The 24,094-nt window shown below is 58.2% G+C and carries 24 protein-coding genes; 7 read left to right on the top strand and 17 right to left on the bottom strand.

Translation table 11 applies throughout. The annotated features are described in order from the left end of the window. Positions 1-95: 95 nt before the first annotated feature. Together INHI_RS0116740 and pip are read right to left on the bottom strand one after the other, a co-directional pair. Positions 96-941, bottom strand: coding sequence for an ABC transporter substrate-binding protein (locus INHI_RS0116740; RefSeq protein WP_027248349.1), 846 nt, complete (start codon positions 939-941; stop codon positions 96-98). Beyond that, positions 938-1,918 (bottom strand): prolyl aminopeptidase, encoded by a 981-nt coding sequence (gene pip, locus INHI_RS0116735; RefSeq protein ID WP_014876352.1) that lies wholly within the window; start codon positions 1,916-1,918, stop codon positions 938-940. The genes INHI_RS0116740 and pip overlap by 4 nt, the downstream gene beginning before the upstream one ends. A gap of 49 nt (positions 1,919-1,967) precedes the next feature. Here pip and ubiG point away from each other — a divergent pair, with 49 nt between their 5' ends. Beyond that, positions 1,968-2,714 (top strand): bifunctional 2-polyprenyl-6-hydroxyphenol methylase/3-demethylubiquinol 3-O-methyltransferase UbiG, encoded by a 747-nt coding sequence (ubiG, locus tag INHI_RS0116730; RefSeq protein ID WP_014876353.1) that lies wholly within the window; start codon positions 1,968-1,970, stop codon positions 2,712-2,714. A 270-nt stretch (positions 2,715-2,984) separates the two neighbouring features. Here the strand turns inward: ubiG and INHI_RS0116725 are convergent, their stop codons facing one another. The 4 genes from INHI_RS0116725 to INHI_RS0116710 form a co-directional block, all read right to left on the bottom strand. Further along, positions 2,985-3,425, bottom strand: a complete 441-nt coding sequence (locus INHI_RS0116725; RefSeq protein WP_027248348.1) for a MarR family winged helix-turn-helix transcriptional regulator — start codon at positions 3,423-3,425, stop codon at positions 2,985-2,987. Beyond that, positions 3,425-4,255 (bottom strand): carbon-nitrogen hydrolase family protein, encoded by an 831-nt coding sequence (locus INHI_RS0116720; RefSeq protein ID WP_014876355.1) that lies wholly within the window; start codon positions 4,253-4,255, stop codon positions 3,425-3,427. Before INHI_RS0116720 ends, INHI_RS0116725 begins: the two co-directional genes overlap by 1 nt. A 38-nt stretch (positions 4,256-4,293) precedes the next feature. Continuing rightward, positions 4,294-4,551, bottom strand: a complete 258-nt coding sequence (gene grxC, locus INHI_RS0116715) for a glutaredoxin 3 (protein WP_014881502.1) — start codon at positions 4,549-4,551, stop codon at positions 4,294-4,296. Between the two features lie 84 nt (positions 4,552-4,635). Continuing rightward, positions 4,636-5,364 (bottom strand): ComF family protein, encoded by a 729-nt coding sequence (locus INHI_RS0116710; RefSeq protein WP_014881503.1) that lies wholly within the window; start codon positions 5,362-5,364, stop codon positions 4,636-4,638. Positions 5,365-5,378: 14 nt separating this feature from the next. Here INHI_RS0116710 and INHI_RS0116705 point away from each other — a divergent pair, with 14 nt between their 5' ends. The 3 genes from INHI_RS0116705 (at position 5,379) to INHI_RS0116695 (ending at position 10,500) form a co-directional block, all read left to right on the top strand. Next, a complete protein-coding gene (locus INHI_RS0116705; protein ID WP_014881504.1) occupies positions 5,379-6,209 on the top strand; it encodes a methyltransferase domain-containing protein in 831 nt (276 codons plus the stop codon). A 126-nt stretch (positions 6,210-6,335) separates the two neighbouring features. Continuing rightward, positions 6,336-7,397 (top strand): ferrochelatase, encoded by a 1,062-nt coding sequence (hemH, locus tag INHI_RS0116700; protein ID WP_027248347.1) that lies wholly within the window; start codon positions 6,336-6,338, stop codon positions 7,395-7,397. A gap of 73 nt (positions 7,398-7,470) precedes the next feature. Then, the gene (locus tag INHI_RS0116695; protein WP_027248346.1) at positions 7,471-10,500 is read left to right on the top strand and encodes an aminotransferase class III-fold pyridoxal phosphate-dependent enzyme; all 3,030 of its coding nucleotides are present in this window, start codon (positions 7,471-7,473) and stop codon (positions 10,498-10,500) included. A 105-nt stretch (positions 10,501-10,605) separates the two neighbouring features. Here INHI_RS0116695 and INHI_RS0116690 read toward each other — a convergent pair whose 3' ends face one another. Both INHI_RS0116690 and INHI_RS0116685 read right to left on the bottom strand, forming a co-directional pair. Then, entirely contained in the window at positions 10,606-10,788 is a 183-nt protein-coding gene (locus tag INHI_RS0116690; RefSeq protein ID WP_014876361.1) for a hypothetical protein, read from the bottom strand. Positions 10,789-10,929: 141 nt separating this feature from the next. Beyond that, positions 10,930-11,571, bottom strand: coding sequence for a L,D-transpeptidase (locus INHI_RS0116685; RefSeq protein ID WP_014881507.1), 642 nt, complete (start codon positions 11,569-11,571; stop codon positions 10,930-10,932). Positions 11,572-11,738: 167 nt separating this feature from the next. Between INHI_RS0116685 and dalA the strand changes: the two genes are divergently transcribed. Then, on the top strand, positions 11,739-12,230 hold the full coding sequence (dalA, locus tag INHI_RS0116675; protein WP_014881508.1) for a divisome-associated lipoprotein DalA: 492 nt from the start codon (positions 11,739-11,741) through the stop codon (positions 12,228-12,230). 111 nt (positions 12,231-12,341) lie between these two features. Here the strand turns inward: dalA and INHI_RS0116670 are convergent, their stop codons facing one another. The 8 genes from INHI_RS0116670 to hslO all read right to left on the bottom strand — a co-directional run bounded on the left by INHI_RS0116670 (position 12,342) and on the right by hslO (position 21,734). After that, a complete protein-coding gene (locus INHI_RS0116670; protein WP_014876364.1) occupies positions 12,342-12,860 on the bottom strand; it encodes a L,D-transpeptidase family protein in 519 nt (172 codons plus the stop codon). Between the two features lie 64 nt (positions 12,861-12,924). Continuing rightward, a complete protein-coding gene (locus INHI_RS0116665) occupies positions 12,925-13,734 on the bottom strand; it encodes an ion transporter (protein ID WP_027248345.1) in 810 nt (269 codons plus the stop codon). Between the two features lie 5 nt (positions 13,735-13,739). Continuing rightward, positions 13,740-14,987, bottom strand: coding sequence for a class I SAM-dependent RNA methyltransferase (locus INHI_RS0116660; protein WP_027248344.1), 1,248 nt, complete (start codon positions 14,985-14,987; stop codon positions 13,740-13,742). 87 nt (positions 14,988-15,074) lie between these two features. Beyond that, the gene (locus INHI_RS0116655; RefSeq protein ID WP_027248343.1) at positions 15,075-16,946 is read right to left on the bottom strand and encodes an ABC transporter ATP-binding protein; all 1,872 of its coding nucleotides are present in this window, start codon (positions 16,944-16,946) and stop codon (positions 15,075-15,077) included. Next, positions 16,943-18,781 (bottom strand): ABC transporter ATP-binding protein, encoded by a 1,839-nt coding sequence (locus tag INHI_RS0116650; RefSeq protein ID WP_027248342.1) that lies wholly within the window; start codon positions 18,779-18,781, stop codon positions 16,943-16,945. The genes INHI_RS0116655 and INHI_RS0116650 overlap by 4 nt, the downstream gene beginning before the upstream one ends. Before the next feature lie 211 nt (positions 18,782-18,992). Beyond that, on the bottom strand, positions 18,993-20,147 hold the full coding sequence (locus tag INHI_RS0116645; RefSeq protein ID WP_027248341.1) for a CCA tRNA nucleotidyltransferase: 1,155 nt from the start codon (positions 20,145-20,147) through the stop codon (positions 18,993-18,995). Then, entirely contained in the window at positions 20,144-20,740 is a 597-nt protein-coding gene (locus INHI_RS0116640) for a CoA pyrophosphatase (RefSeq protein WP_027248340.1), read from the bottom strand. Before INHI_RS0116640 ends, INHI_RS0116645 begins: the two co-directional genes overlap by 4 nt. Then, a complete protein-coding gene (gene hslO / locus INHI_RS0116635) occupies positions 20,733-21,734 on the bottom strand; it encodes an Hsp33 family molecular chaperone HslO (RefSeq protein ID WP_027248339.1) in 1,002 nt (333 codons plus the stop codon). The genes INHI_RS0116640 and hslO overlap by 8 nt, the downstream gene beginning before the upstream one ends. A gap of 78 nt (positions 21,735-21,812) precedes the next feature. On the opposite strand from hslO, the gene INHI_RS0116630 reads away from it, so the two are divergent. After that, entirely contained in the window at positions 21,813-22,265 is a 453-nt protein-coding gene (locus tag INHI_RS0116630) for an NUDIX hydrolase (protein WP_027248338.1), read from the top strand. Positions 22,266-22,317: 52 nt separating this feature from the next. On the opposite strand, the gene INHI_RS0116625 is transcribed toward INHI_RS0116630, so the two are convergent. Next, positions 22,318-23,589 carry a PP2C family protein-serine/threonine phosphatase gene (locus INHI_RS0116625; protein WP_014876373.1) on the bottom strand — a complete coding sequence of 424 codons (1,272 nt, stop codon included), beginning with the start codon at positions 23,587-23,589 and terminating at the stop codon, positions 22,318-22,320. Between the two features lie 177 nt (positions 23,590-23,766). Between INHI_RS0116625 and INHI_RS0116620 the strand changes: the two genes are divergently transcribed. After that, positions 23,767-24,090, top strand: coding sequence for an Hpt domain-containing protein (locus INHI_RS0116620; protein ID WP_014876374.1), 324 nt, complete (start codon positions 23,767-23,769; stop codon positions 24,088-24,090). The last annotated feature ends 4 nt before the right edge of the window (positions 24,091-24,094 follow it).

Here is a 24,094-nt window from a genome sequence, read left to right as displayed (position 1 = left end):
CATATACGCCGTCTCAGGTCAAACTGCAAGGGGCAGATCCCTGTCGCCCTCCAGTCACCTTCCGCACCGCAAGCAAGACCTCATAGTTTCACCAATCAGACACGCCACCAGCGCTCAGCGATACGGCCATCATCCAGCGCTGAGCGGGCACCTATCCTGCGCGGCAGGCCCACATCCCGACGTGCCGCCAAGGCCATATCGCTCGCCGATGGATGATAGTGAAAACTGCCGCGCGACAACAACCCGTCAGGCGCAGGTAAGGCGGCGACATCAACGTACCCCTCCCGCAAGGCCTCTGCCCGAACCCCTGCATCAGGAATCACAATCAGCTCAACGGTATCGACCCAGCCTGCCTGACCCGATTTGTAGTGATCCGTCACCCGAGTCGCCCGAAAATCGCGGCCAGCGCGCGCGCGGTCCACCCGGTAGCACCCGGTCCCATCTGCCACAGAGAGATCACACGAAACCTCTCCGCCCGCAGCGATCGAAAAACGGCCATCTGCCAGCAGATAGGGAAGATGCGGGTTCGAGGCGCCCAGCGCAATCTGGATACTGTCCTGAGCAAGCACCTCAATCTGCGCCCCGTGATCGGCTTCAATAACGCTGTTGCGCAGGCTGGCGGCCACATCCTGAGCCTGCAGCTGCGCCCCACTATGAAATGTCACATCGGACCGGATATCAAAACGCCAGATCCGCGCATCCGGGCTGCTGCTCCAACGGGTGGCCAACTCAGGGCGCAATGACCCATCCGGGCCGATTTCCGTCAGCGTATCAAAGACAGCACCACGGGCCACATGATCCATCAGATCGCCATCCCGTGGTACAGCCAATCGCAGGATTCCCCCCGACCGAGGGGCATCTGCAAGCGCCGCACCGGTGGCAGCCAGCAACGCCGCAGCTGCACCCGATGTGAACAACGCACGTCTGTCGATCCGTGTCATGGCTCCTGCTCCTCGGCAATCTGGTCCATCGCGCGCACCAGTTCCGCGCTGATTCCCGGTTCCGAGAGAGCATGGCCGGCATTACGCACCATCTTCAACTCTGCATTTGGCCACAGCTCCTTCAACCGCCAGGCCGAGGTCGGTGGGCAGATCATGTCATACCGCCCCTGAACGATTACGCCCGGAATATGCGATATGCGACCCATATTGGCGAAGATCTGACCGTCGTAATCCAGAAATCCGCCATTGATGAAATAGTGATTCTCCAACCGGGCAAAGGCGCGGGCGTAATCACCGGGGCTTTCCCCTGAAACGCCGTTGGAATGGATAGAGGCCAGTGCATTCTCCCACGCCGACCAAGCCCGACCGAACCGAATCTCTTCTGCCATATCGCCAGAAAACAATCGCCGATTATAGGCCGCGATCAGGTCGCTACGCTCATCGTCCGGTATCAGCGAGACAAATCGCGACCAGGTTTCCGGCCAGAACCGACCGGCGCCGCCCCCATAGAACCAGTCCAACTCCGACTTGGTCATCAGGAACACGCCCCGCAGGATCAGCTGGCGCACCCTCTCCGGATGGGTCTGGGCATAGATCAACGATAGCGTCGCCCCCCAGCTGCCACCGAACACCATCCATTGCGACACTCCGATCAGGCGTCGAATGATCTCCATATCCGCGACCAGATGCCAGGTTGTGTTGTCCTCGCAGGAGGCATGTGGCCGCGACCGTCCGCACCCCCGCTGATCGAACAGGATAATCCTGTAACGCTCCGGATCAAAATACCTCCGCATCGCGGGGCTGGATCCGCCACCCGGCCCCCCGTGACAGACCACCACAGGGGTGCCATCCGGATTGCCGCTTTGCTCCATATAGATATGGTGCCCCTGCCCAACATCGATCATACGCTGGTCGAAGGGTTCGATGGGCGGGTACAAATACTGCACTGCGCGCTTTTGATACGGGTATTTGTCCATTACTGACCTAACTTAGTCCTGACTGATAAAAGAACACACGGAGACAGGAATGCAAGCGCCTCAATCCACGGTAGATCCGTCCGAGATCGCAAAATTCGAAGCCATGGCTGCTGAATGGTGGGATCCGACCGGAAAATTCAAACCGCTGCATATGTTGAACCCCTGTCGCCTGGACTACATCACGCAGCAGATCGCAGCAGAATTCGACCGTGACCTGTCGTCGGATGCGCCATTTTCAGGTCTGCGTTTGCTTGATGTCGGTTGTGGTGGCGGCCTGCTGAGCGAACCCATGGCGCGCTTGGGAGCGGACGTCGTCGGTGCAGATGCTGCAGCCGGGAATATCCCGGTTGCGCAGGTCCACGCGCAGCAATCCGGACTGGATATCGACTATCGCCATACTACAGCTGAGGCACTGGCCGAAGCGGGCGAACAGTTCGATGTGGTCCTGAATATGGAAGTGGTCGAACATGTGGCCGACCCGCTTAGCTATCTGACCGCCACACGGCAATTGCTGAAACCCGGCGGATTGCAGATCTGCTCTACCATCAACCGCAATCCCAAAAGCTACGCCATGGCCATCTTTGGCGCAGAGGTGGTGATGCGCTGGCTGCCGCGCGGCACCCATGAATGGTCGAAGTTCATCACCCCCGATGAATTATTCGACCTGTTGACAAAATCTGGATTGACGCCGGTTGATCGCAAGGGATTCGTCTTCAACCCTGTGTTCTGGAGCTGGTCACTCTCGGAGCGAGACCTGAGTGTCAACTACGTCACCGCAAGCACCAAACCACGCTAAAACATGTCGAAAATTGGCCGCTCCTATACTTAAGGATAGGTGATCATCCTTCTGCGCCGTTTGGCCAATACGCTGCCCGTGGTAAAAGGGTAGCAAGGGTCAAGATGTTCTGACCTGTCACCGAGTGAATGCACAGAGGCCCTTGTTCCGGGCCGCCCTGTCGTTAAGCCTACCACTCACGGACCAGCCTGACGGGGGGCACCAAGGACGTCTGTTCGCAGGCGTCCTTTTCCGTTGTCGGGGAGAGACGCCCAGCGCGGACATCTCCATCTAGTCGCGGCTGCCCAGCTTGATCCGAAATTCTCGCAGGATCGGCAGCGCGGATTTGACCCGGTCACCGCCCAGTTCCTCCACCACTTCGGAGATCATCGGCACGATGCTCGCCAGTGCAGCATCGCGCGCCTGCCGCCCAGCCGGGCTGATGGCAACCATTTTACGCCGCGCATCGTCCCAATCAGGGCGAATATGGACATAACCGGCGGCCTCCAGCTTTCCCAGCGTATTGGTCATCGCGCCGCGGGTCACATGAAACGCCTTCGCCAGCTGCGCGGGAGAGCGTTCCACGCCAGTACGTGCCAGATGGTTCAACACGGAGAAATGCGACAGTTCCATTCCCTTGGGCAGCACCTGTCCCAACCGGGTTCGCGCCAGCTGATCTGCCATCAGAATTTCGCTAAACAGCGAAACCGCAAGGGAATTTGTATCATCCATCAGGGGCCGTCGAACTCTCGGTCATGCGACAGGGAAGGCACCTGTCTGCGCGCTTGTGCCACTTTTTCAAGGTCAAGATCAATGTAGGTGATGCCGATATCCGTACCACCATCCGCAAGGATCTCACCCCACGGCGACACGGCAAGCGAATGGCCATAGGTGCGACGTGACTGCCCACGGGAAGCCGCATGGGTGCCAGTCTGTGCCGCGGCCAACACATAGCAACCCGTTTCGATGGCCCGCGCCTGTAGCAGGGCGTGCCAATGGGCGGCTCCTGTGACATGGGAAAATGCCGCAGGCGCCAAGAGAACCTGCGCCCCTGCCTTGGCCAGACGCCGATGCAGATAGGGAAAGCGCACATCATAGCAGATAGTCAGCCCCAACACGGCAAAGGGGGTTTCTGCAACCACCGCTTCGTGACCGGGCCGGTATCCATCGGACTCGCGGTAGGTTTCCTCAGGTGTGACGTCCACGTCAAACATGTGGATCTTATCATAGCGGGCGACAATCTCACCCTTCGGGTCAATCAAAAACTGGCGATTGGCAAAGCGCCCATCTGTATCCGTCGTCTTCAGCGCCAGTGACCCCAGCGACAACCAGATTCCATGTTGCGCCGCCGTGTCCCGTAACGCTGACAACGTCGGATCATCAGCCTCCTGATGCAGGACGGATTGCTGATGACTGCGACTGCCGGACAGACAATTGGTCACCTCCGGCGTCAGCACAAACCCAGCGCCGCCCGCCACAGCATCGTCGATCATCTGCCGCACTATTCCCAGATTTTCGGCTGGTTGGTCGCTTGACGTCATTTGAAGCAGAGCGGCACGCATCTGTCATCTCCTCAGGCTGTCACATATTTTACCGCAGATCAGGCGGCGAGCAGCGGATCCAGCTTCCCGGAGCGGTCCAGCGCATAAAGATCATCACATCCGCCCACATGAGTTTCACCCACGAAAATCTGCGGCACTGTGCGCCCGCCATTGGCACGCTCAATCATTTCAGCCTTGCGGTCCGGGTTTGCCAAAACGTCGATTTCGTCAAAGCTTACACCTTTTTGCGTCAGCAAGCGTTTGGCAGCATGGCAGAACCCGCAAAGCGGGGATGTGTAGATTTCGACCGGTTTCATTCGGGTCTCCGTTTGAACATATCTGTTGGCTTGGCACGAACTTGGGCAGTCCATGATTAAATTGCCAGCCCCAGCGCGTTCAGATCACGAGTGCGTGACCCGTGCAAGCACCGCAACACGCACCCCCGTCGCCCCAGCATCAAGGCAAGCCTCGCTGCAAGCGCTGAGCGTTGCGCCGCTGGTCATCACATCATCCACCAACAGGACAATTCTGCCATTGATCCGCTCGGCGTGTTTTGGGTGGGCAGCAATCGACTGCGCCAATGTCGTGTAACGCTGATGGCGATTTTGCCCCTCCAGCGACGGGGTACGCCGTGTCCGGCGCAGTAGATCCGGGCAATAATCCAAGTCGGCGTCTTGTGCCACGATCTTGGCCAGTAGATCAGACTGATTGTAGCGACGGCGCAAAAACCGCGACCAATGCAACGGCACTGGCGCCACCAGCGGAGCATTTGCCAACAAGGTGGCCGCAGCCCGCGTCAGCCAGCGCGCCGCAGGCCGCGCGATCTCTGTGCGATCTCCATGCTTCAACGCCAGAATCAAACGCCGCGCGGTGCCTTCGTAAGACAGTGCCGCACGCCCCTGCTGCCAAGGGCGCGGATGCGCCATACAGTCATCACACTCAAGCCGAAAACCGTCCCCCTCTCCCATCAGCGCGACGCCGCAACCGTCACAACAGGTTCCGCTGATGAAGGGGGTGTCGCGCCAACAGGGACCACAAAGCCCGAAATCACTGTCCACCCAATCTCCACAGGCCAGACAGCGCGGTGGGTAAATCAATGAAACAGCCGTTTGTATCCGTGCCTTCAACATCCTAAATAGCCCTCATGACCCAAGCCACGACGCCCCGCCCGCAGCTGTTCGACCGCCGCGCCATTGCCGCCCATCGCAGCCGACTGACGCCTCAGGCCCTGTTCCTGCATGACATCGCCCGCGATGAGATTGAGGATCGGCTATCCATGGTTAACAGAAGCTTTACCAACCCAGCACTGGTTGCGCCCTTTGCCGAAGGATGGGAGCGCTGTCTGCCTGATGCCAAACATGTGGCGGATGACGAGACCTTGGATCTGGCAGTGGGTGCGCATGATCTTGTTGTGCACGCGATGTCGCTTCATTGGGCCAATGATCCTGTGGGCCAGCTGATCCAGTGTCACCGCGCCCTGAGCGAAGATGGGCTGCTGCTGGTTGTGATGCTGGGCGGCCAAACCCTTCATGAACTGCGCAGCGCCCTGGCAACGGCCGAAACACGGCTTCTTGGCGGGCTCTCCCCGCGCGTGGCCCCGATGGCCGAGGTCCGTGATCTGGGTGCCTTGTTGCAGCGGGCCGGATTTGCACTGCCGGTTGCTGATGTGGTGCCGCTGACGGCAAAATACCGCGACCTGCAACATTTGATGCATGAATTGCGTGGCATGGGCGAAACCAATGCGATGACCGAACGACAGAAGGTAACACCATCGCGCCGTCTCTTTGCAGAAGCAGAAGAGATCTACCGCGCCACCTACGCAACTGCGGACGGTCTTTTGCCCGCAACATTTGAACTGATTTGCCTGACCGGTTGGTCGCCATCGGAAACCCAGCAGAAACCGCTCCGCCCAGGATCGGCGAAGGCCCGTCTGGCCGATGCGCTAAAGGTGCCAGAAACACCACTGCCCAAGTAGACAGTCACCGTCATAGATCTATCCTATGGCTATGGTGGAATGATCCAATTGGCTATTTCCGCCGTATCTTCATATTGCTAGGGCGGACCTTGATCCGCTGACCGATTACCGCACAGGACCCTATAGATGCTGGACGCCACTGCCCCCGCCACCTGCCCTGCTCATGCTCCGGCAGATCACCCAAAAATCGCCCCGGCGAAAGTTGGTGTTCTCTTGGCCAATCTCGGCACGCCTGACGATTACAGTTACTGGCCGATGCGTCGCTACCTCAGCGAGTTTCTCTCTGATAAACGGGTGATCGATTATCCGGCCTGGAAATGGCAGCCACTGCTCCAGCTGATCATTCTGGCCAAACGGCCCTTCACATCGGGAGCCGCCTATAAATCCATCTGGAACCACGATAAGGGCGAGAGCCCCTTGATGACGATTACCAAAGAACAAACTGCGGCGATGTCCGAGGCCCTGCAGGACCGGTATGGCAGCGAGGTTATGGTGGATTTCTGTATGCGCTACGGCAATCCGTCTACAAAGTCCAAAGTCCGCGAAATGGTTGAGGCAGGCTGCCAGAAAATCCTCTTCGTGCCGCTCTATCCGCAATACGCCGGTGCGACGTCTGCGACCGCCAATGACCAGTTTTTCCGCGCCCTGATGGAGGAGACCTGGCAGCCGGCTGCGCGCACAGTGGCTCCCTACTTCGACGATCCTGCCTATATCGATGCGCTGGCCCGCTCGGTCGAAAAAGCCTACGCCGCCGCAGAGAAAAAGCCCGAGATTCTCGTGGTTTCCTATCACGGCATGCCAAAACGCTATCTGATGCAGGGTGATCCTTACCACTGCCAGTGTCAGAAAACGACGCGCCTTCTGAAGGAGCGTCTCGGCTGGACCGACACCCAGATCACGACCACGTTCCAATCGGTCTTCGGGCCTGAGGAGTGGCTGAAACCCTACACCGTGGATCACGTCGCCACCCTTGCAAAGGACGGGAAGAAGAATATCGCGGTGATCGCACCGGCCTTCTCAGCTGATTGCATTGAAACACTTGAAGAAATCAACGAGGAAATCCGTGAGAGCTTTGAGCATGCAGGCGGCGAGGACTTTCTCTATATCCCCTGTCTGAACGACGATGCTGAGCATATCGACGCGCTTTCCGGTGTGATCGAACGCAATTTGAAAGGGTGGCTGGACTAATCGCCACGCCCCGGTCCAAATAGCCCAAACGCCCCGGCCAACGGGGCTTGGGAGTTTTGAACAGGGGCATTTCATGACTGCAATCCATTTGGCAGAAGATCACTGGGCCGCCGTCCTGCACGACCACTGGGGCATCCGTGCCGAATTGTCCCGGTTGGACGGGGAATATGACCTTAACTATCGCGCGCTCACTCCTGACGGCCAGGGCTATATCCTGAAAGCCATGCGCCCCGGCTGCGTCTCCGACCTTGTCGATATGCAAATCGCGGCTCTGGCGCATCTTCAAAACACCGATCCCGGCCTGCCGGTCCCCCGCACCGTTGCTGCAACCAACGGAGAGCTGTGCCTCAGCCTGCAGGATGACACCGGCGAAGACCGACTGGTGTGGGTGCAAACCCTGCTGCCCGGCCGCTGCTATGCCAAAAGCGCGCCGAAATCCGCAGAGCTGATCCGCGAAATCGGCGCGACCCTTGCCGGTACCACCCGCGCGCTCAAAGATTTTGTGCACCCCGCCCTGGAGCGTAGGTTCAAATGGGATTTGATGACTGCAGACTGGATCACGGATGACATCACCTGCATTGCGGATGACAGCAGGCAGCAGGTGATTGCCGAGATATGCGCCGATTTTTCATCCCTGAAATCACAGCTCGACGCCCTGCCAAGACAGGCGATCCACAATGATGCAAATGACTACAATATCCTCGTCACTGGCGAACTGTCGGAGCCTCGAGTTGTCAGCGGCCTGATTGATCTTGGCGATATGTGCGCCGCGCCACGGATCTGTGATCTCGCCATTGCGGCCGCCTATGTCGTGCTCGACCACCCCCAACCGCAGAGAGCGCTTGCGGCACTGGTGTCGGGATATCACGCTGTAACCCCGCTTGCGGAGGAAGAATTGGGTCTTCTCTGGCCGCTGCTGCGGATGCGGCTCGCCGTTAGTGTCGTCAACTCCACTCTGGAAGCAAAAGAGAACCCAGATGATCCCTATGTAACCATATCGCAGGAACCGGCCTGGCGATTTCTGGGCCAGCCGAGTGAACATCCAGCCCTGATCACAGCGCGACTGCGAGCGACCTGCGGTCTGACGGTTGTTGATGGCGCAGACCGCGTATTGGCCTATTTAGAGACGCATTCAGGTGATTTTTTCCCCCTGATGGGACGGGATCTGACGGGTCTTCCGATGGGATCTCTCTCCGTTGAAGAGTCCACTTGGCCAAAGAACCCGTTTGACATGCCGCTGGCCGAGGCCGCTAAGGTCGGGCAGGAGTTCTCCGGCGCCAATGGGGCCAATTGGTGGCTTGGCTACTATCGCGAGCCCCGTCTGGTCTACACCGCGCCGGCCTTCCGCAAGGGAGAGTATTTGGCAAGCGATCGCCGGACCGTGCATCTGGCGGTGGATGTCTTTGCACCTGCCGGACAACCGCTTCATGCCCCCTTGGCCGGGGAAGTTCAGGTGGTTGAAGATCGCGCCAATCATCTGGACTACGGTGGTGTTGTTATCCTGAAGCACCACACAGATAGCGGCGACGCATTTTATACGCTCTATGGCCACCTTGACCCGGAATGCTGCACGCGTCTGTCTGTTGGTGACAAAATCGCCAAGGGCGCACCATTTTGCCAGCTCGGCACAGCCGATCAAAACGGTGGGTGGGCGCCGCATGTTCATTTCCAGCTCGCCCTGTCAACGGAGGGGATCGAAGCTGACTGGCCCGGGGTTGCGGACCCGGATGACCTCGCACTCTGGACCGCGCTCTGCCCCAATCCGGCGCCGCTCTTGAACCTGCCCGCCGCTCAAGTGAGCTATCAGCCAACCGATAAATCAACGGTTCTGGCCGGGCGGCGCGCCCATTTTGGCGGCAACCTCAGCCTGACATACCGCGACCCGGTGATGTTGTTGCGCGGCTGGAAACATCATTTGTTCGATGAGTGGGGGCGCCCCTATCTGGACGCCTATAACAATGTCCCACATGTCGGGCATGCCCATCCGCGCATTCAGGCCGCCGCTGCCGATCAGCTAAAACGGATGAACTCCAACACCCGCTATCTGCATCCGGCACAGACTGCTTTTGCGGAAAAAATACTGTCCAAAATGCCGGATCATTTGGAGGTTTGCTTCTTCGTCAACTCCGGCACCGAAGCAAATGAGCTGGCCCTGCGCCTTGCCCGGGCGCACACCGGTGCCAAGGGAATGGTGACCCCCGATCACGGCTACCACGGCAATACAACCGGTGCGATCGACATCTCGGCCTATAAGTTCAATGCCAAGGGCGGCGTCGGCCCCTCCGGCTGGGTTGAACTGGTGGAGGTCGCGGATGACTATCGCGGCACCTATGGTCGTGATGATCCGCAGTGCGCACAAAAATACGCTGATCTGGTTGATCCCGCTATTGCGAAGCTACAGGCCAGCGGCCACGGCGTTGCTGGTTTCATCGCCGAAACCTTCCCCTCTGTTGGCGGGCAGATCATTCCGCCCAAGGGGTATCTTCCAGCCGTCTACGAGAAAATTCGGGCAGCGGGCGGGATTTGTATCGCGGATGAGGTGCAAACAGGGCTTGGGCGCTTAGGCGACTATTACTTCGGCTTTGAACATCAAGGGGCTGCACCGGATATCGTTGTTCTGGGCAAGCCGATTGGCAATGGTCATCCGCTTGGCGTCCTGGTCACCACCCGTGCCATCGCCGATAGCTTTGCACAGGGGCCGGAGTTTTTCTCAACCTTTGGCGGCTCTACCCTGTCCTGCCGGATTGGTACTGAAGTGCTGAATATTGTCGACGACGAAGGACTGCAGGAAAACGCCCGCCAGCGCGGAGCAGATTTGCTCAACGGTCTGCGTGACTTGCAGTCGCGCCATCAGGCAATCGGCGATGTACGAGGCATGGGGCTATTCATCGGGGTCGAGTTGATCCGTACCGACGGATCAGAGGCCTCCGAGATCTGCGCCTATGTCAAAAACCGGATGCGGGACCACCGCATCCTGATCGGCAGCGAAGGCCCCAAAGACAATATTCTGAAAATCCGCCCGCCGCTGACCATAGATGCAGAAGGGATCGAAATGATTCTGAAAACACTCGACAGCATCTTGTCAGAGTTGTCTGATAGCTAGGCCACACTCAGCCTGCATCGGCCCCAGCCGATGCGGATGGCACCAGTCGCCACGAAAAAAGGCGGTGGAAATCCACCGCCTTTCTTAACGTTCTGATACAAGCAATTAGTTGCTTGCAACAGCCGCGCCGACAACAACCAGCAGCAGCAGCGGCAGAAGGATGCCGCTGGAGGAGCTTTCGGTCTGCTCAACGATAACCGGCGCCTCAACGATCGGCTCAGCCAGGTTGCCCGCGGAAGCGGTCGAAGCAGCAGCAGTCAGAGCAGCAGCGATAACGAGTTTTTTCATGTTAACCTCCAAAAATATGCGCAGTTCAGTCCACCTGAACCACGCGCCCAAGACTTACCTCGTGATATTTTTCTAATCAGCAAAATCCCGGCATTGCAATTGCTTGTTGCATGATTCGGCCCCCGGAATGGGTCGATGTCGTCAAATTAGCAACACTTGAGTGCCCACTTTCGTCAGCCCAAATAGCTCTGAAATATGCTCATTATAAAGGCCAATACAGCCATTTGATGACTTACGTCCGATCTTGCGTGTGTCGTGGGTTCCGTGGATTCGGTAATACTTCCAGCTGAGATACAAAGCGTGGGTTCCGAGCGGATTGTCCGGCCCCGGTGGGATATAGGCCGGCCACTCAGGATTACGTTTGCGCATGTTCGGTGTGGGGGCCCAGCCTGGTCCATCAACCTTGCGAATGATCTTCGTCCGGCCGCGCCGCGTCAGATCATCAGAGAGCGGTACCGACGATGGGAACAACTTATAGACGCTTTGATCTTCAGACCAGAAATGCAGGGCACGACTGTCGATATCAACCAGCACCGCGCCGTTGCGCAGGCTGTCGAAGTAGGGACGCCAGTCCTTGGATCGGAAGGCGGAGATATTGCGCTGCACCGGCGGTTCGGGCTCAGGCGGCGGACGCAGGGGATCAAACCCCTCCGCGACGGTATCCGCTGCATCCTGAGCCCAGCCTGTGCTGGCAACACCACCGCCAATCAGCGAGGCGCCGGCAAACGCGGAACCGGCAATAAACTGCCGTCTTGAGAGAGTATCGAAGGGGCTGCGGGTCATGACTTTTCCAAACTGCGGAGATATGCATTCGTTATGCCGTATCTTATGGCGCGAATGCCTCAGTCGCAAATCAAACAATCCAGCGATGATCAATTCACCGCTGACAGGTTTGCGCCTATGTCACAGCCGGGGTATTGGAGCAGCCAGCAAATGAAGCAAGGTGTAGTATGACACGTGTATTTCTGATCCTTATCGCCGGGCTGATGACCCTTGTCGCGGCCTGTGCCCCTGCACCCGATGGCAGCACAGGCGGCAACGTGTACCGGATCCGCAACGCCGACAAGGTGCAGCTGCGGATGCTCGATTCGGTCAACGCCCTCCGTGAAGCCGCAGGTCGTCCCACCGTTCAGCTGAACCCGCAGCTGACCGCTGCGGCGGCCACCCATTCGCGCGACATGTCGGTGCAGAACCGACCCTGGCATTTTGGCTCCGATGGCTCTTCGCCGCTGGACCGCGTGGCCCGCGCAGGCTTCGCCGGCACCATGATTGGCGAGACAATTTCGGAAACCTATGAGTCCGAGCTGCAGACGCTGACAGCTTGGATGGAACAGGAAGCAACCCGGTCTGTCATCATGGACCCCAAAGCACGCACGATGGGCTTTTCCTGGTTTCAAGAATCCAACGGCAAGATCTGGTGGACCCTGGTAATGGGCAGCTGATCCAGCGTCTTCGCACTTAGCCAAAAATGAAGAAGGCCCGATCTGCCATAAGGCAATCGGGCCTTCTTCATTAAACTACGGTCAGCGTTGAAGATGATGCTGCCCATGTGATCAGGGGCGCAGGGTGATCACCGTTCCATCGCGCACCATCGCATAGATCTCTTCGATCTCATCATTGGTGACAGCAATGCAGCCCGCGGTCCAGTCGTCCACGCGCGCCGCACGCTTACGCTCTTTTGCATTATTGGGCTCACCATGGATGAAAATCTCACCTCCCGGTTTTTTGCCCATTGCCGCAGCTTTTGCCCGGTCCTGCCCGTTGGGATAGGAGATCCCGATTGAGAGGTGATAGCGGCTATTTGGATTGCGCCGGTCAATCAGATAGGTGCCCTCGGGTGTTTTACCATCACCTTCGATCTGCTTGTGACCAAGTGGAGCAAAGCCCAGCTCCATATCATATTCGCGCAGAACATCCTCATGATGCAGAAGATAGACCTTACGCGCGCCCTTGTTCACGACGACCGAGGTCACCTCGGGCCCGTTGTAGCTGCGAAATTTGCTTGGACCGGAGCTGCAGCCCGCCAGCCCAAGGGTCGCCGCGGCGCCCAGTCCGAATGTACGTCTGTCCATTGTATTAGGTCTCTGCCTGATTTGCCTCAATTTCCAACTACTATCTTCGTCGGAAAAATCAAAATCACTTCTTCTCGTGCGGCGGCTGCAAGGCCGAGATCTGCTGCTCAATTGCCTCTAACCGGGCCAAAACCAGATCGCGATAGGCATCGGTGCGCTCACCCTCTTCCTCGTGATGGGCATCCTGCATGGAATTCACGATCAGACCAACCAACAGGTTCACAACCGCAAAGGTGGTCACCATGATGAACGGCACGAAGAAAGCCCAGGCATAGGGGTAGATCTCCATCACCGGGCGCACGATCCCCATGGACCAGCTTTCCAAGGTCATGATCTGGAACAGCGAATAGGCGCTTAGCGCAAGATTGCCGAACCAGTCAGGAAAACTCTCTGCAAAGAGCTTCGTCGCAATCACTGACCCGATGTAGAAAATGATCGCCATAAGCAGGAACACCGACCCCATGCCCGGCAATGCGGTGATGAAACCTTCAACCACGCGGCGCAGACGCGGCGCGACGGAGATGACGCGCAGCACCCGCAGGATGCGCAGCGCCCGCAGCACCGACATTCCCTGCGCACCAGGCAGAAAGGCGATGCTGACAATCACAAAGTCGAAGATATTCCAGCCGCGCAGGAAAAACCGCAGCCGCTGCACCCAAATTTTCGCCAACAGCTCGACTACAAAAATCGCCAGGCACAGCTGATCAATGAAGAGAACAGCAGCCCCAAACCGGGACATGATCGTATCCGAGGTTTCCATCCCCAGAGTGACCGCATTGATCAGGATCACAGCCGTGATGAAGTTGCCAAAGCCATCGCTGGAAATAAGAGTCCCGAGCCGCTGGGTCAGGGATTGTTTTGCGCTGATGCTCACCGGTTTCACCCCACGTAGGAAAAGCTGGCCGCCAGTTCGCAATGCGAAGACCAGCGGAATTGATCGACCACCTGTACCCAATCCAGACGGTAGCCGCCATCCGTCAGAATCTTGGCATCACGGGCAAAGGTAACGGGATTGCAGGACACATAGGCAACCCGCTTGGTCCGTGCAGTAACCAGCTGCGTTGCCTGTGCTTCGGCACCCGCACGGGGCGGGTCAATCACGGCGACATCAAACGCCGCCCCAAAGGGATTGAGATCCTCTGCCAGCAGCGGATTGCGAAACAGATCGCGGGTTTCGGTTGTGACCTTTTTCAGCCCCTTGGCCTGTCGCCAGCCAGCGTCAAGCGCCCGCAGCATGCTGCTTTCGCTCTCGACCGCGTGCACCTCTGCATTTTTCGCAAGTGGCAGAGTGAAGGTGCCGCAGCCGGCAAATAGATCAACGATACGTTTCGCACCGACCACACAGTCCTTAACCGCCGCAAGAAGCGCCGCTTCACCGTCGCGCGTGGCCTGCAGAAACGCACCAGGCGGCGGGCAGACATGGGCCGGTCCAAACGGTTGGGTTGGCGCCTGCTCCATACCGATCAACTCGTCCTCCCAGGTCAGACGTGCGATATGATGGGCATCAACAACCTGTGCCAGCGCAATACGCAACGGACCGTCCAGCGGTTTGCCATTGGTAACCAGCACGTCCACGCCGACTTCCGACAGGGTCACGGTCACCGACAGCGGCGCCTTGCGACTGGCGCCGACCATGGCCAATGCCTCAGCCATGGGGATGGCGGACAGCAGCTGCGGCGCCAGCAATTGGCAGTCAGGAATTTCAGTGATCACCCCGGAGGCGCGCCCGTGGAACCCGGCCATCGCCCCCTTTTTGGTGCGGCGCACTGACAGCGTGGCGCGACGGCGCGATTGTGGCGGTGAGGTGTGGATCGGGCGAAACTCTGTCTCAAGCCCCTGCGCCGCCAGCGCGTTACGAACGATGTCGATTTTCCAGCCCGCGACAAAATCATCCGTCGCATGTTGCAGCTGACAGCCACCACAGGATTTATAGTGCCGACAAGGCGCCTGGACGCGTGCCTCCGACGGGTTCTCGATGCGGATATCGCTGAGCTGGTGCCCGTCGCGAATGCCGCTGACGGTCTCTCCCGGCAGAATACGCGGTGCAAAAAGCGGGCCCTCGGCGACCCCGTCGCCCTGATGGCCCAGACGAATGATTGTGGCTGTGGTTCTAGCTGCATGTGTCATGGCCGCTGCATACCCTGCGACTGCCGCATGCAAAAGAAAAATGCGCAGCCCCCGCGTGAACGACGGCTGCGATGGGTCATACCGCGCCTATTCCGCAGCATCCCGCGACGGCAGTGAACTGCTCGCCTGATCATCGGCATCCGTCCGGATGAAACCGCCAGACTGCCGCGCCCAGAACTGCGCATACAGACCGCCCTGCTCCAGCAGTGCGTCATGCGTGCCTGCCTCGGCGATGCGCCCTTGATCCATGACGATGATCCGGTCCATTTCACTCAACGTGGACAGACGATGCGCAATCGCCAGAACGGTTTTTCCCTGCATTACGCGCTCAAGCGCAGACTGAATGGCTGCTTCCACCTCTGAATCAAGGGCCGAGGTCGCCTCATCCAGTACAAGAATAGGAGCATCTTTCAGGATCGCGCGCGCCAGCGCGATACGCTGCCGCTGCCCACCAGAAAGCTTCACCCCGCGTTCGCCGAGATGAGCGTCATAGCCGGTGCGGCCCTGACCATCCTCAAGATCGTGGATAAATTCATGCGCTTCGGCTTTTTGCGCGGCGGCGATCAGCTCCAGTTCGCTGGCGTCAGGTCGACCATACAGGATGTTGTCTCGCGCCGAACGATTGAACATCGCAGTTTCCTGCGTGACCATGCCGATCTGACTGCGCAACGAGTTCTGGGTGACCTTTGCGATATCCTTCCCATCGATCAGGATCTGACCAGATTCCCCATCATAGAGCCGTAGTAATAGCGAAACGAGTGTCGACTTCCCCGCCCCGGAGGCGCCAACGATCCCAAGCTTTTCACCCGATGCAATGGTCAGCGAAACACCCTGGATGCCCCCGATATCGCGACCATAGGCAAAACCGACCTCGCGAAACTCAATCTGCCCATCGGTAACGCTCAGCACCTCAGCGGCAGTTTGATCCTCAACACGGTCGGGACGGGTCAGGGTCGTCATGCCGTTCTCAATCTCACCAATATTGGAATAGATCGCCATGAGGGTAAAACTGACCCACCCAGTCATCTGGGCAATGCGCACGGACACCGCACCAGCTGCGACGATATCACCTTCGCTTGCGATCCCGTCGCGCCACAGCACCAGCGTCGCACCAATCAAAAAGACTGGCAGGACGCCCGCAAGTGTCATCAGACAAAACCGGAAGCTGGCCGAAAGATACCCGAAATGCAGTGCTTTGGTGCGGAAATCCGCCATGGAGTCCTGCGCGGTACGCTCCTCAAAATCAGCATGAGCAAACAGCTTCACCGTTTTGATGTTGGTGATCGTGTCAACCACCTGCCCCGACACCATTGCCCGCGCCCCAGCGCGCGCAGCGGAGCGTTTGCGAACGCGTGGCAGAAACCAGCGGATTGTAGCGAAATAGCCAACCAGCCAAACCACAAACAGACCGGTAATCCTCCAATCAATCGCCCCCAAGAGCGCCAGGGCCCCCAGAAGCGAAGCCAGCGCAAAGGCAACCACATTGATCATCTCAACCGCAACCGAAGTGACGGCATTGGCTGTCTGCATCTGCTTCTGCGCGATACGGCCCGCGAAATCATCGTCGAAGAAGCGCACCGATTGGCCCATGGTCCAGCGATTGAGCCGCGACAAAACCAGCGGGTTGACGTTTGGCTGCACGATGATTGCATTGGATGCCGCAGACAGGCCAAACAAGATCGGCCGCAGCAGCAGGAAAAACCCCAGCGCACTGGCAATGATCACAAGGTTACCGGTAGAGAAGAACTGCCCCGGTCCGCTGGAAATCGCGGTATCAATCACCAGACCCAATATATAGGCCGTCCCCGCCTCCATCCCGCCAGCCAGCGCCGAACAGAACGCGGCAAGTGCAAGCATCGGCCAGGCACCAGAGAGGCACCAGCGCAGGAAGCCCCCAAGCCGATTGGGCGGGGGGCCCTTGGCGGGTTGAAATGCGTCGATCAGATTGCCGAGTTTCATTCTGCTGCCTCGATATTCAGGAACCCGCCGGATTGGCGCGCCCAGAATTGGGCATATAGGCCCTCCGAGCGCAAAAGCACGTCGTGTGTCCCCTCTTCAACAATCCGCCCATCATCCAGCACCAGGATGCGATCCATCTGAGCAATGGTGGACAGGCGATGCGCAATCGCGATCACCGTTTTGCCCTGCATCATCCCATAAAGCGTTTGCTGAATTTCAGCCTCCACCTCAGAATCCAGAGCAGATGTGGCCTCATCCAGGATCAGAATGGGCGCATCTTTCAGAATAACACGGGCCAAAGTGACCCGCTGACGCTGGCCACCCGACAATTTCACCCCGCGCTCCCCGACATGCGCGTCGTAGCCGCGACGTCCCTCGGGGTCTTCCAGATCCAGAATGAACTCATGCGCCCGTGCTTGCTTTGCCGCCTCAATCATCTCCGCCTCAGTGGCATCAGGCCGACCATAAAGCAGATTGTCGCGGACTGAGCGGTGCAGCAATGCGCTATCCTGCTGCACCATGCCGATCTGACTACGCAGACTATCCTGCGTCGCCATGCGAATGTCCTGACCGTCGATCAGGATCGCACCGCCCTCAGGATCGTAGAACCGCAGCAACAGCTTCACCAGCGTGGATTTTCCGGCGCCGGAACGCCCGATCAGGCCGATCTTCTCACCTGCGCGGATGTTCAGGGTAATCCGATCCAGACCACCAGAGCCGCGCCCGTAGTGATGTGAAAGCTCACGCAGCTCCACCGCGCCTTCACGCAGATCAAGCGGTGTTGCATTGGCCGCATCCACCAGATCAATCGGCTGGGCGATGGTTTCCATCCCCTCCGCCACAACACCAAGCTGTCGGAAAAACGTGGTCAGCGCCCACATAATCCAACCCGTCATCGCGTTGAGGCGCAGCGTCAGCGCAGTCGCAGCCGCAACCACCCCGACCGAGGCAAGACCCTGCATCCACAGCAGGATTGCCCAACCGACAACACCAACAATCAACAATCCATTCAACGTCACCAGCGCGGCATCCATAATGGTGTAGAGCCTCATCTCCGCCTGGAACGTCTTGCGCGTGCCCTCGATTGCCTCTTTGGCATAGGTGAGTTCGGTATTGTGATGAGCGAACATCTTCACCGAATGAATATTGGAATAGCTGTCCACAACCCGGCCCGTCACGGTAGAGCGCGCATCAGATGCCGCCTGGCTGGCTGGTCCAACCCGGCGCACGGTCCAGCGGATCAGCACCGCATAGAGCGCGAACCAAACCAAGAGCGGCAGCAACAACCGGACGTCCGCAAGCCACAACAACAGCGCGGCCCCCACCAAATAAGCGAGCGCAAAGGTGATCGCGTCAAAAACCTGAAACACCACCTCGCCAGCGGCGGGCGGGGTCTGCATAATCCGGTTGGCGATCCGACCCGCAAAATCATTCTCGAACCAGCCAACCGATTGCCGAAGAACATGTTTATGCGACCTCCAGCGGATAAGCGTGCCGAAATTCGGCAAGATCGCATTGTTCAGCAACAACACATCGAACAGCTGTAACAGTGGACGCACAGTCAGAATGAAAACCGCCAACAGGATGAATTCCGTGCCGTGGTCCTGCCACACCTTGGCTGGTTCACCAGACAACAGGTCGACCACCCGCCCCATGTAATGAATCAGGCCAATTTCCACGCCAGCCACAATCACTGACATAAGCGCGGTGACTGCGAACACTTTTTTGAAAGGCTGTGAGTAGTCCTTCAGAAACGGCCACAGCTGCCGCGGCGGCGTGTCTGTTTCCAGGTAGTCACAATAAGGGTCGACAAGGTTTTCGAAGAAACGAAACATACGGGTGCTCCAATAATTGAGCATAGGGAATAGTCATGCGAATAGAGGCCATCGCCGTGGCCTCCCGACATATGTCGGACAGGTCAGGCGTCAGTCGTGCCAGATCCCGTGGTACATGCGTATTCCTCCCGTCATAAGATGGTCTCTTATGGGTAGGAAAAAAAATCCGCTCTGTCACCCCTTTTTGGTGGGGCGCGCCAAAAAGGGCAGACTAGAGCAGCCGTTTCAACAACGCATCGCGGTCGAGCATGAACCCAGATCTGATCCAGTCCTTTTGCAGGGTTTTGAGCGCCGCACCCAGCGCTGGTCCCTGCAGATCCGGCATCAAATCCTTGGCAGAGAGCGGAAATACCGCTGCGGCTCCTTTGGTAATTTCAGTCTCTACATCAGGTGCTATCGGCGCCTCGAATAAGGCGGATCGCAACAGCATCACATTGCGCGCCGTGCTCACGCCGTGATGGTAGGCCAGTGTCGCCGGTCCGTCCGTTCCTTCCGCACCTGCACGCAGCAGGCGCACATCCGCAGCTTGGGATTTACTCAGGCGCAGCGCCTCCCATGGCGCATCCCCGCCCAGCGCGGCCAGACGGCAAAGCGGGTCGGCAGATATGCCTCCCTCCAGATGGATGAGCGGCCCCAGCGCACGATCATCACTCCCCGGAAGAATCAGAGATAGCAGGCCAACCTGCCGCATCACCGCGATCGCCGGCGCCGGATCAGGCGCTGCGAGCAGCTTCAGCACTTCACTGCCCACCCGTTCGCGCGAGAGGCTACCAATCCCATCCAGGTTTTCGGCGATAGCCGATAATGCGTCCGGGTCGAATCCGGCATCTGAGTTGCCATACCAGGCATGAAATCTGAAATAGCGCAGTGAGCGGAGGTAATCCTCACGGATCCGCTGTGCGGCACTGCCAATGAACCGGACCGCCCGTGCATGCAAATCTGGCAGGCCATTCAGCGGGTCCACCAGCACCCCATCGGGGCGGGCATAGAGTGCATTCATTGTGAAATCGCGCCGCGCAGCGTCCTCCTCGATCCGGTCGGCAAATGCGACGACGGCGCGCCGCCCATCGGTAGCCACATCACGGCGAAACGTGGTGATCTCATAAGGGGTCCCGCGATAGACCAATGTCACGGTGCCATGGTCAATGCCTGTTGGTACGGCCTTGATCCCGGCCTCTTCGGCGAGGGCCATGACACGCTGTGGAGCTACATTGGTCGAGAGATCAAGATCCGAAACCGGTACCCCCAATAGCGCGTTGCGTACACAGCCGCCGACAAAATAGACCTCCGCCCCACCCTTTGTCAGGACCTCGCAAACGTGCTGCACAGCTGGATCTTCCAGCCATTTTGCTTTGACACGGGTCATGCTTGCATCCGTTCGGCAAGGCCGCGCAACATGCGTGCGGTGGCGCCCCAGATGTAATAGGGGCCGTAGGGCACTGCAAAGTAGTGCCGCCGTATTCCCCGCCAACGCCGGGACTGGATCTGATAGTTCGACGGTTCGCAAAGATGCGAGAGCGGCACGCTGAAGACTTCAGCCACCTCGCCCGCTTCGGCCAGAATATCAAACGGTTGATCAATCAGGGCAACTACAGGCGTCACCGTGAACCCAGTGACGGTTTCATGTATCGGCAGTTGTCCGACGATCTGCGGCAGGTGGCGCGGCAGACCGATCTCCTCCCACGCTTCCCTCAGGGCGGCATCCGTCACGCTTGCATCTGCGGCGTCCTGTTTCCCGCCGGCGAAGGCGATCTGACCCGGATGGTGATTCAATGCAGATGAGCGTTTGGTCAGAATAACACGCGGCGCGCCCGCTGCAGTGCTGATCGCCACGAGGACACCGGCTGGTCGCAGTTTACGATCAACGGGAAGGACGACGTCGGGGTTCAGGTCGAAATCTGAGGAACCTTCCCCCTTTGCGCCGAGCGCGGCGGTCAGCTGTGCCCGAAGATCAGGCACTCTCACCCTGTTCGCTATCGCCTGCATCTGCCTCAAATCCCAGCGTCGCAGGATCAAGGTCGTAATGCGCACCGCAAAACTGGCAATCGGCTGTCACGCGCCCCTCATCTGTTGTCATGGTCGCAATATCCTTTGCCGAATAGATCGACAGGCTTTCGCGCACCCGGTCGGTGGAACACGTGCAGCCGAATTTGACCGCCTGCGCATCAAAGACTCGCGGTTGTTCCTCGTGAAACAATCGCAAAAGCAGATCTGTCGGCGTCACCGAGGGGCCGATCAACTCCATGTCTTCTACGGTCGCCAGCAGGTGCATCACACGGTTCCAGTTCTCCCCCTCTTCGCCACTGACCAGATCCTCTGCGGCAAGCGTAGCACCGGTGCCTTCGCCACCCGCAACGAACGGGGAGGCCTTTGGCATCTGCTGCAACATGATGCCACCAGCGCGCCAGTGTTCTGGAACCCCAGGTTCAGCCGAGCGCCCAAAGCTGAGCGAGAAACGTGTCGGAAGCTGCTCCGACTGCGCGAAATACGCCTCGGCACAGGACGCCAGAGAGCCATCAGCAAGCGGTGTAATCCCCTGGTAGGGCTTCATACCCTCTCCCTGGTCAACGAGAATGGCGAAATATCCCTCGCCCACCTGATCAAACGGCGCACCATTGGTGAGCCGTGAATCATCGAAGCTGGCATAGGCACGAATACGTGCGGGCTCTCCCTCAGCTGCGGGCGCATAATAATCGGTGGCAATCATGCGCACCGCCCCTTTGGACTGGACCTGCAACGACAGTTTCCACTGCAGTTTCATGGTCTGGCCAATCAATGCCGTCAGCAACGCCATTTCAGCAACCAGCGCTTCAACAACAGGCGGGTAATTATGCTGCTTCAGAATGCCATCCAGCACACCATCCAACCGCGCGACGCGGCCGCGCATGTCCGATACATCAAGCTGGAAGGGCAGGACGGTATCGTCCCACGCGATTTTCGATACAAGTGTCATGGGGTTTCCTTACGCGCCGTGGATTGGCATATCGGGCCTATATAGGGTTTACATCATCAGAGTGAAGAGGTCAGCGCCGTGATCAGACGTTTTGGCGATACGCCGGAAAAATCGCAAAGCTACCGACGGCGGCCAGGGGTCTACGCGCTATTGCCGCGCACTGGCAAGCTGTTGCTGACCTGTCAGCGTGAGCCCGGCCCGGATATTCAGCTGCCAGGAGGGGGCATTGACCCGGGAGAATCGCCCATTCCGGCGTTACACCGTGAGGTGATGGAAGAAACCGGTTGGACCATCTCTCAGCCACGCAAGCTGGGCACGTTTCGCCGATTTGCCTATATGCCAGAGTATGATCTCTGGGCAGAGAAACTCTGCCATATCTATATCGCGCGTCCGGCGCGTCAGGTCTGCCCACCCACCGAGCCGTTGCATGATGCGGTGTGGATGCGCGCGGACGTCGCATGTGAAATCCTCGGCAATGCTGGAGATCGGCATTTCGCTAGCATTATTGCGCGATTGATGGGGCAGAGCTAACCGGTCAGGTAATGGTACAAAAACCAGCATCTGTGGTGCCCGCCCTGACGCTTTATGGACCTTCATACTCAAACAAGGTTGCGGAGACGTCATCCTCCAGTCCGTATTGCGAGGACATCACCTGTGTCAGGTTCCAATAAAGGTCATCCAGGAATTCCTGACCGGTCTGCTCCGCATTGCACTTTCCAATAAGCTCAACCAGACCTTCCGCCTCAAGCATCTCGCCATTTTCCAGACGGGCCTCTGTAAAGCCATCGGAATACAGCAGCAGGCGGTCGCCCTTCTCCATCACCACATCTTCCTGCGAATATGTGATGTCCGGCACCAGACCAACTGGAACGCCACCCTTGCCAATAAACTCGGTGCTGCCATCTTTGCGGATCAACAGCGGATGCGGATGACCTGCCTGCACCATCTTCAGCACGCCGCTGCGCAGATCGACGATGCAATAGGCCATGGTAAAATATTCTTCGATCCCGGTATCCGCGATCAGCCGCGCGTTCAGCAGACTGGCGACCTCTTCCGGCTGACGCAGAGCATAGAAGCGGTTGAACCGCTTCTCCATCCCGACATTCTGATCAAAATAGGTCGACGACAGATACCCGCCGAGCCGCGCCGTCATCATCGCAGATGTGATGCCGTGCCCGGAGACATCGACCGAATAGAACCCGATCCGGTTCACACCGGGTGAGAACATACCGACCAGATCGCCTCCGATGTGGCCGCAGGGTTTCAGCAGCAGGCTTACGGTGGAGGACCCGAAATCGCGGGAGAGTTCGGGGACCAAGGACTCCTGAATTTTCCGGGCCTGAATCAGATCCTTGTCAATCGCGTCATAGACCCGCTGCAGTTCATCAAGCGTGTCTGATACAATCCGGTTTTTCTCAGAAAGCTCGCGCTGCATCCGCAGAATGCGCTCCCCCGCAGAAATCCGGGCGCGCAACTCGTCCGAACTGACCGGCTTGGTCAGGAAATCATCCGCACCCGCATCCAGGCCCTGTGCCACCTCGTTCTTTTCGCTCTTCGAGGTTAGCAGGATAAAATAGCTGTAGTTGTCCTGAGACTTTGTGCGAAACGCCCGGCAGAACTCCAGGCCGTTCATCCCCGGCATCATCCAGTCGCTGAGAATCAAATCCGGCGGATCACTCTCGCAAATCTCCATCGCTGCCTCGCCGCTCTCGGCTTCGACAACCTCGAATCCCCATTTTTTCAGCGATGCGACCAAGATTCGCCGTTGCAGACGGCTGTCATCGACCACCAGAACACGGCGGATCGAATTGGTCGCAACCTCTTGGTTTATTTCGATCGAACTGTCTGGCAACACCGAGTGAACCCCACAAAAAACGGCGCAAGATACCTTAAACGCAAGTCACTATCGCGCTCTTCGCTTAACAGGAGGTGAAGTTTGCGAATTATCAGCCTAGCCTCGCGTTAATCGGTGATTTACGAGTTTATAAGTAAAGCAATCGTAAAATGCGATATCAAAACAAGGTTTGCAAAGATGATTGATTGGTCACGCGCTAAAGAGCTGCACGAGGAAGTCGGCGCTGAGGACTTCTCCGAAGTTGTCGAAATTTTCCTGGAAGAGGTCGAAGGTGTTATCGAAAAGCTGCGATCACCCGATCTGGCAACATTGGAACAGGACCTTCACTTCCTGAAAGGCAGCGCATTAAACCTCGGGTTTCGTCAGTTTTCCCGTCTCTGCCAAGAGGGCGAGCGCCGCTCTGCCCAAGGAGAGGCCAAAGACGTAGACACCGGTGCCATCATTGCCAGCTATGAAAATTCCAAGGAAGAGTTTCTGCGCGATATGAGCAGCCAACTCTGAGCCG

The organism is Phaeobacter inhibens DSM 16374 (assembly GCF_000473105.1).
GTDB classification, from domain to species: Bacteria; Pseudomonadota; Alphaproteobacteria; order Rhodobacterales; family Rhodobacteraceae; genus Phaeobacter; species Phaeobacter inhibens.
This window is presented reverse-complemented; position numbering and strand designations above follow the sequence as displayed.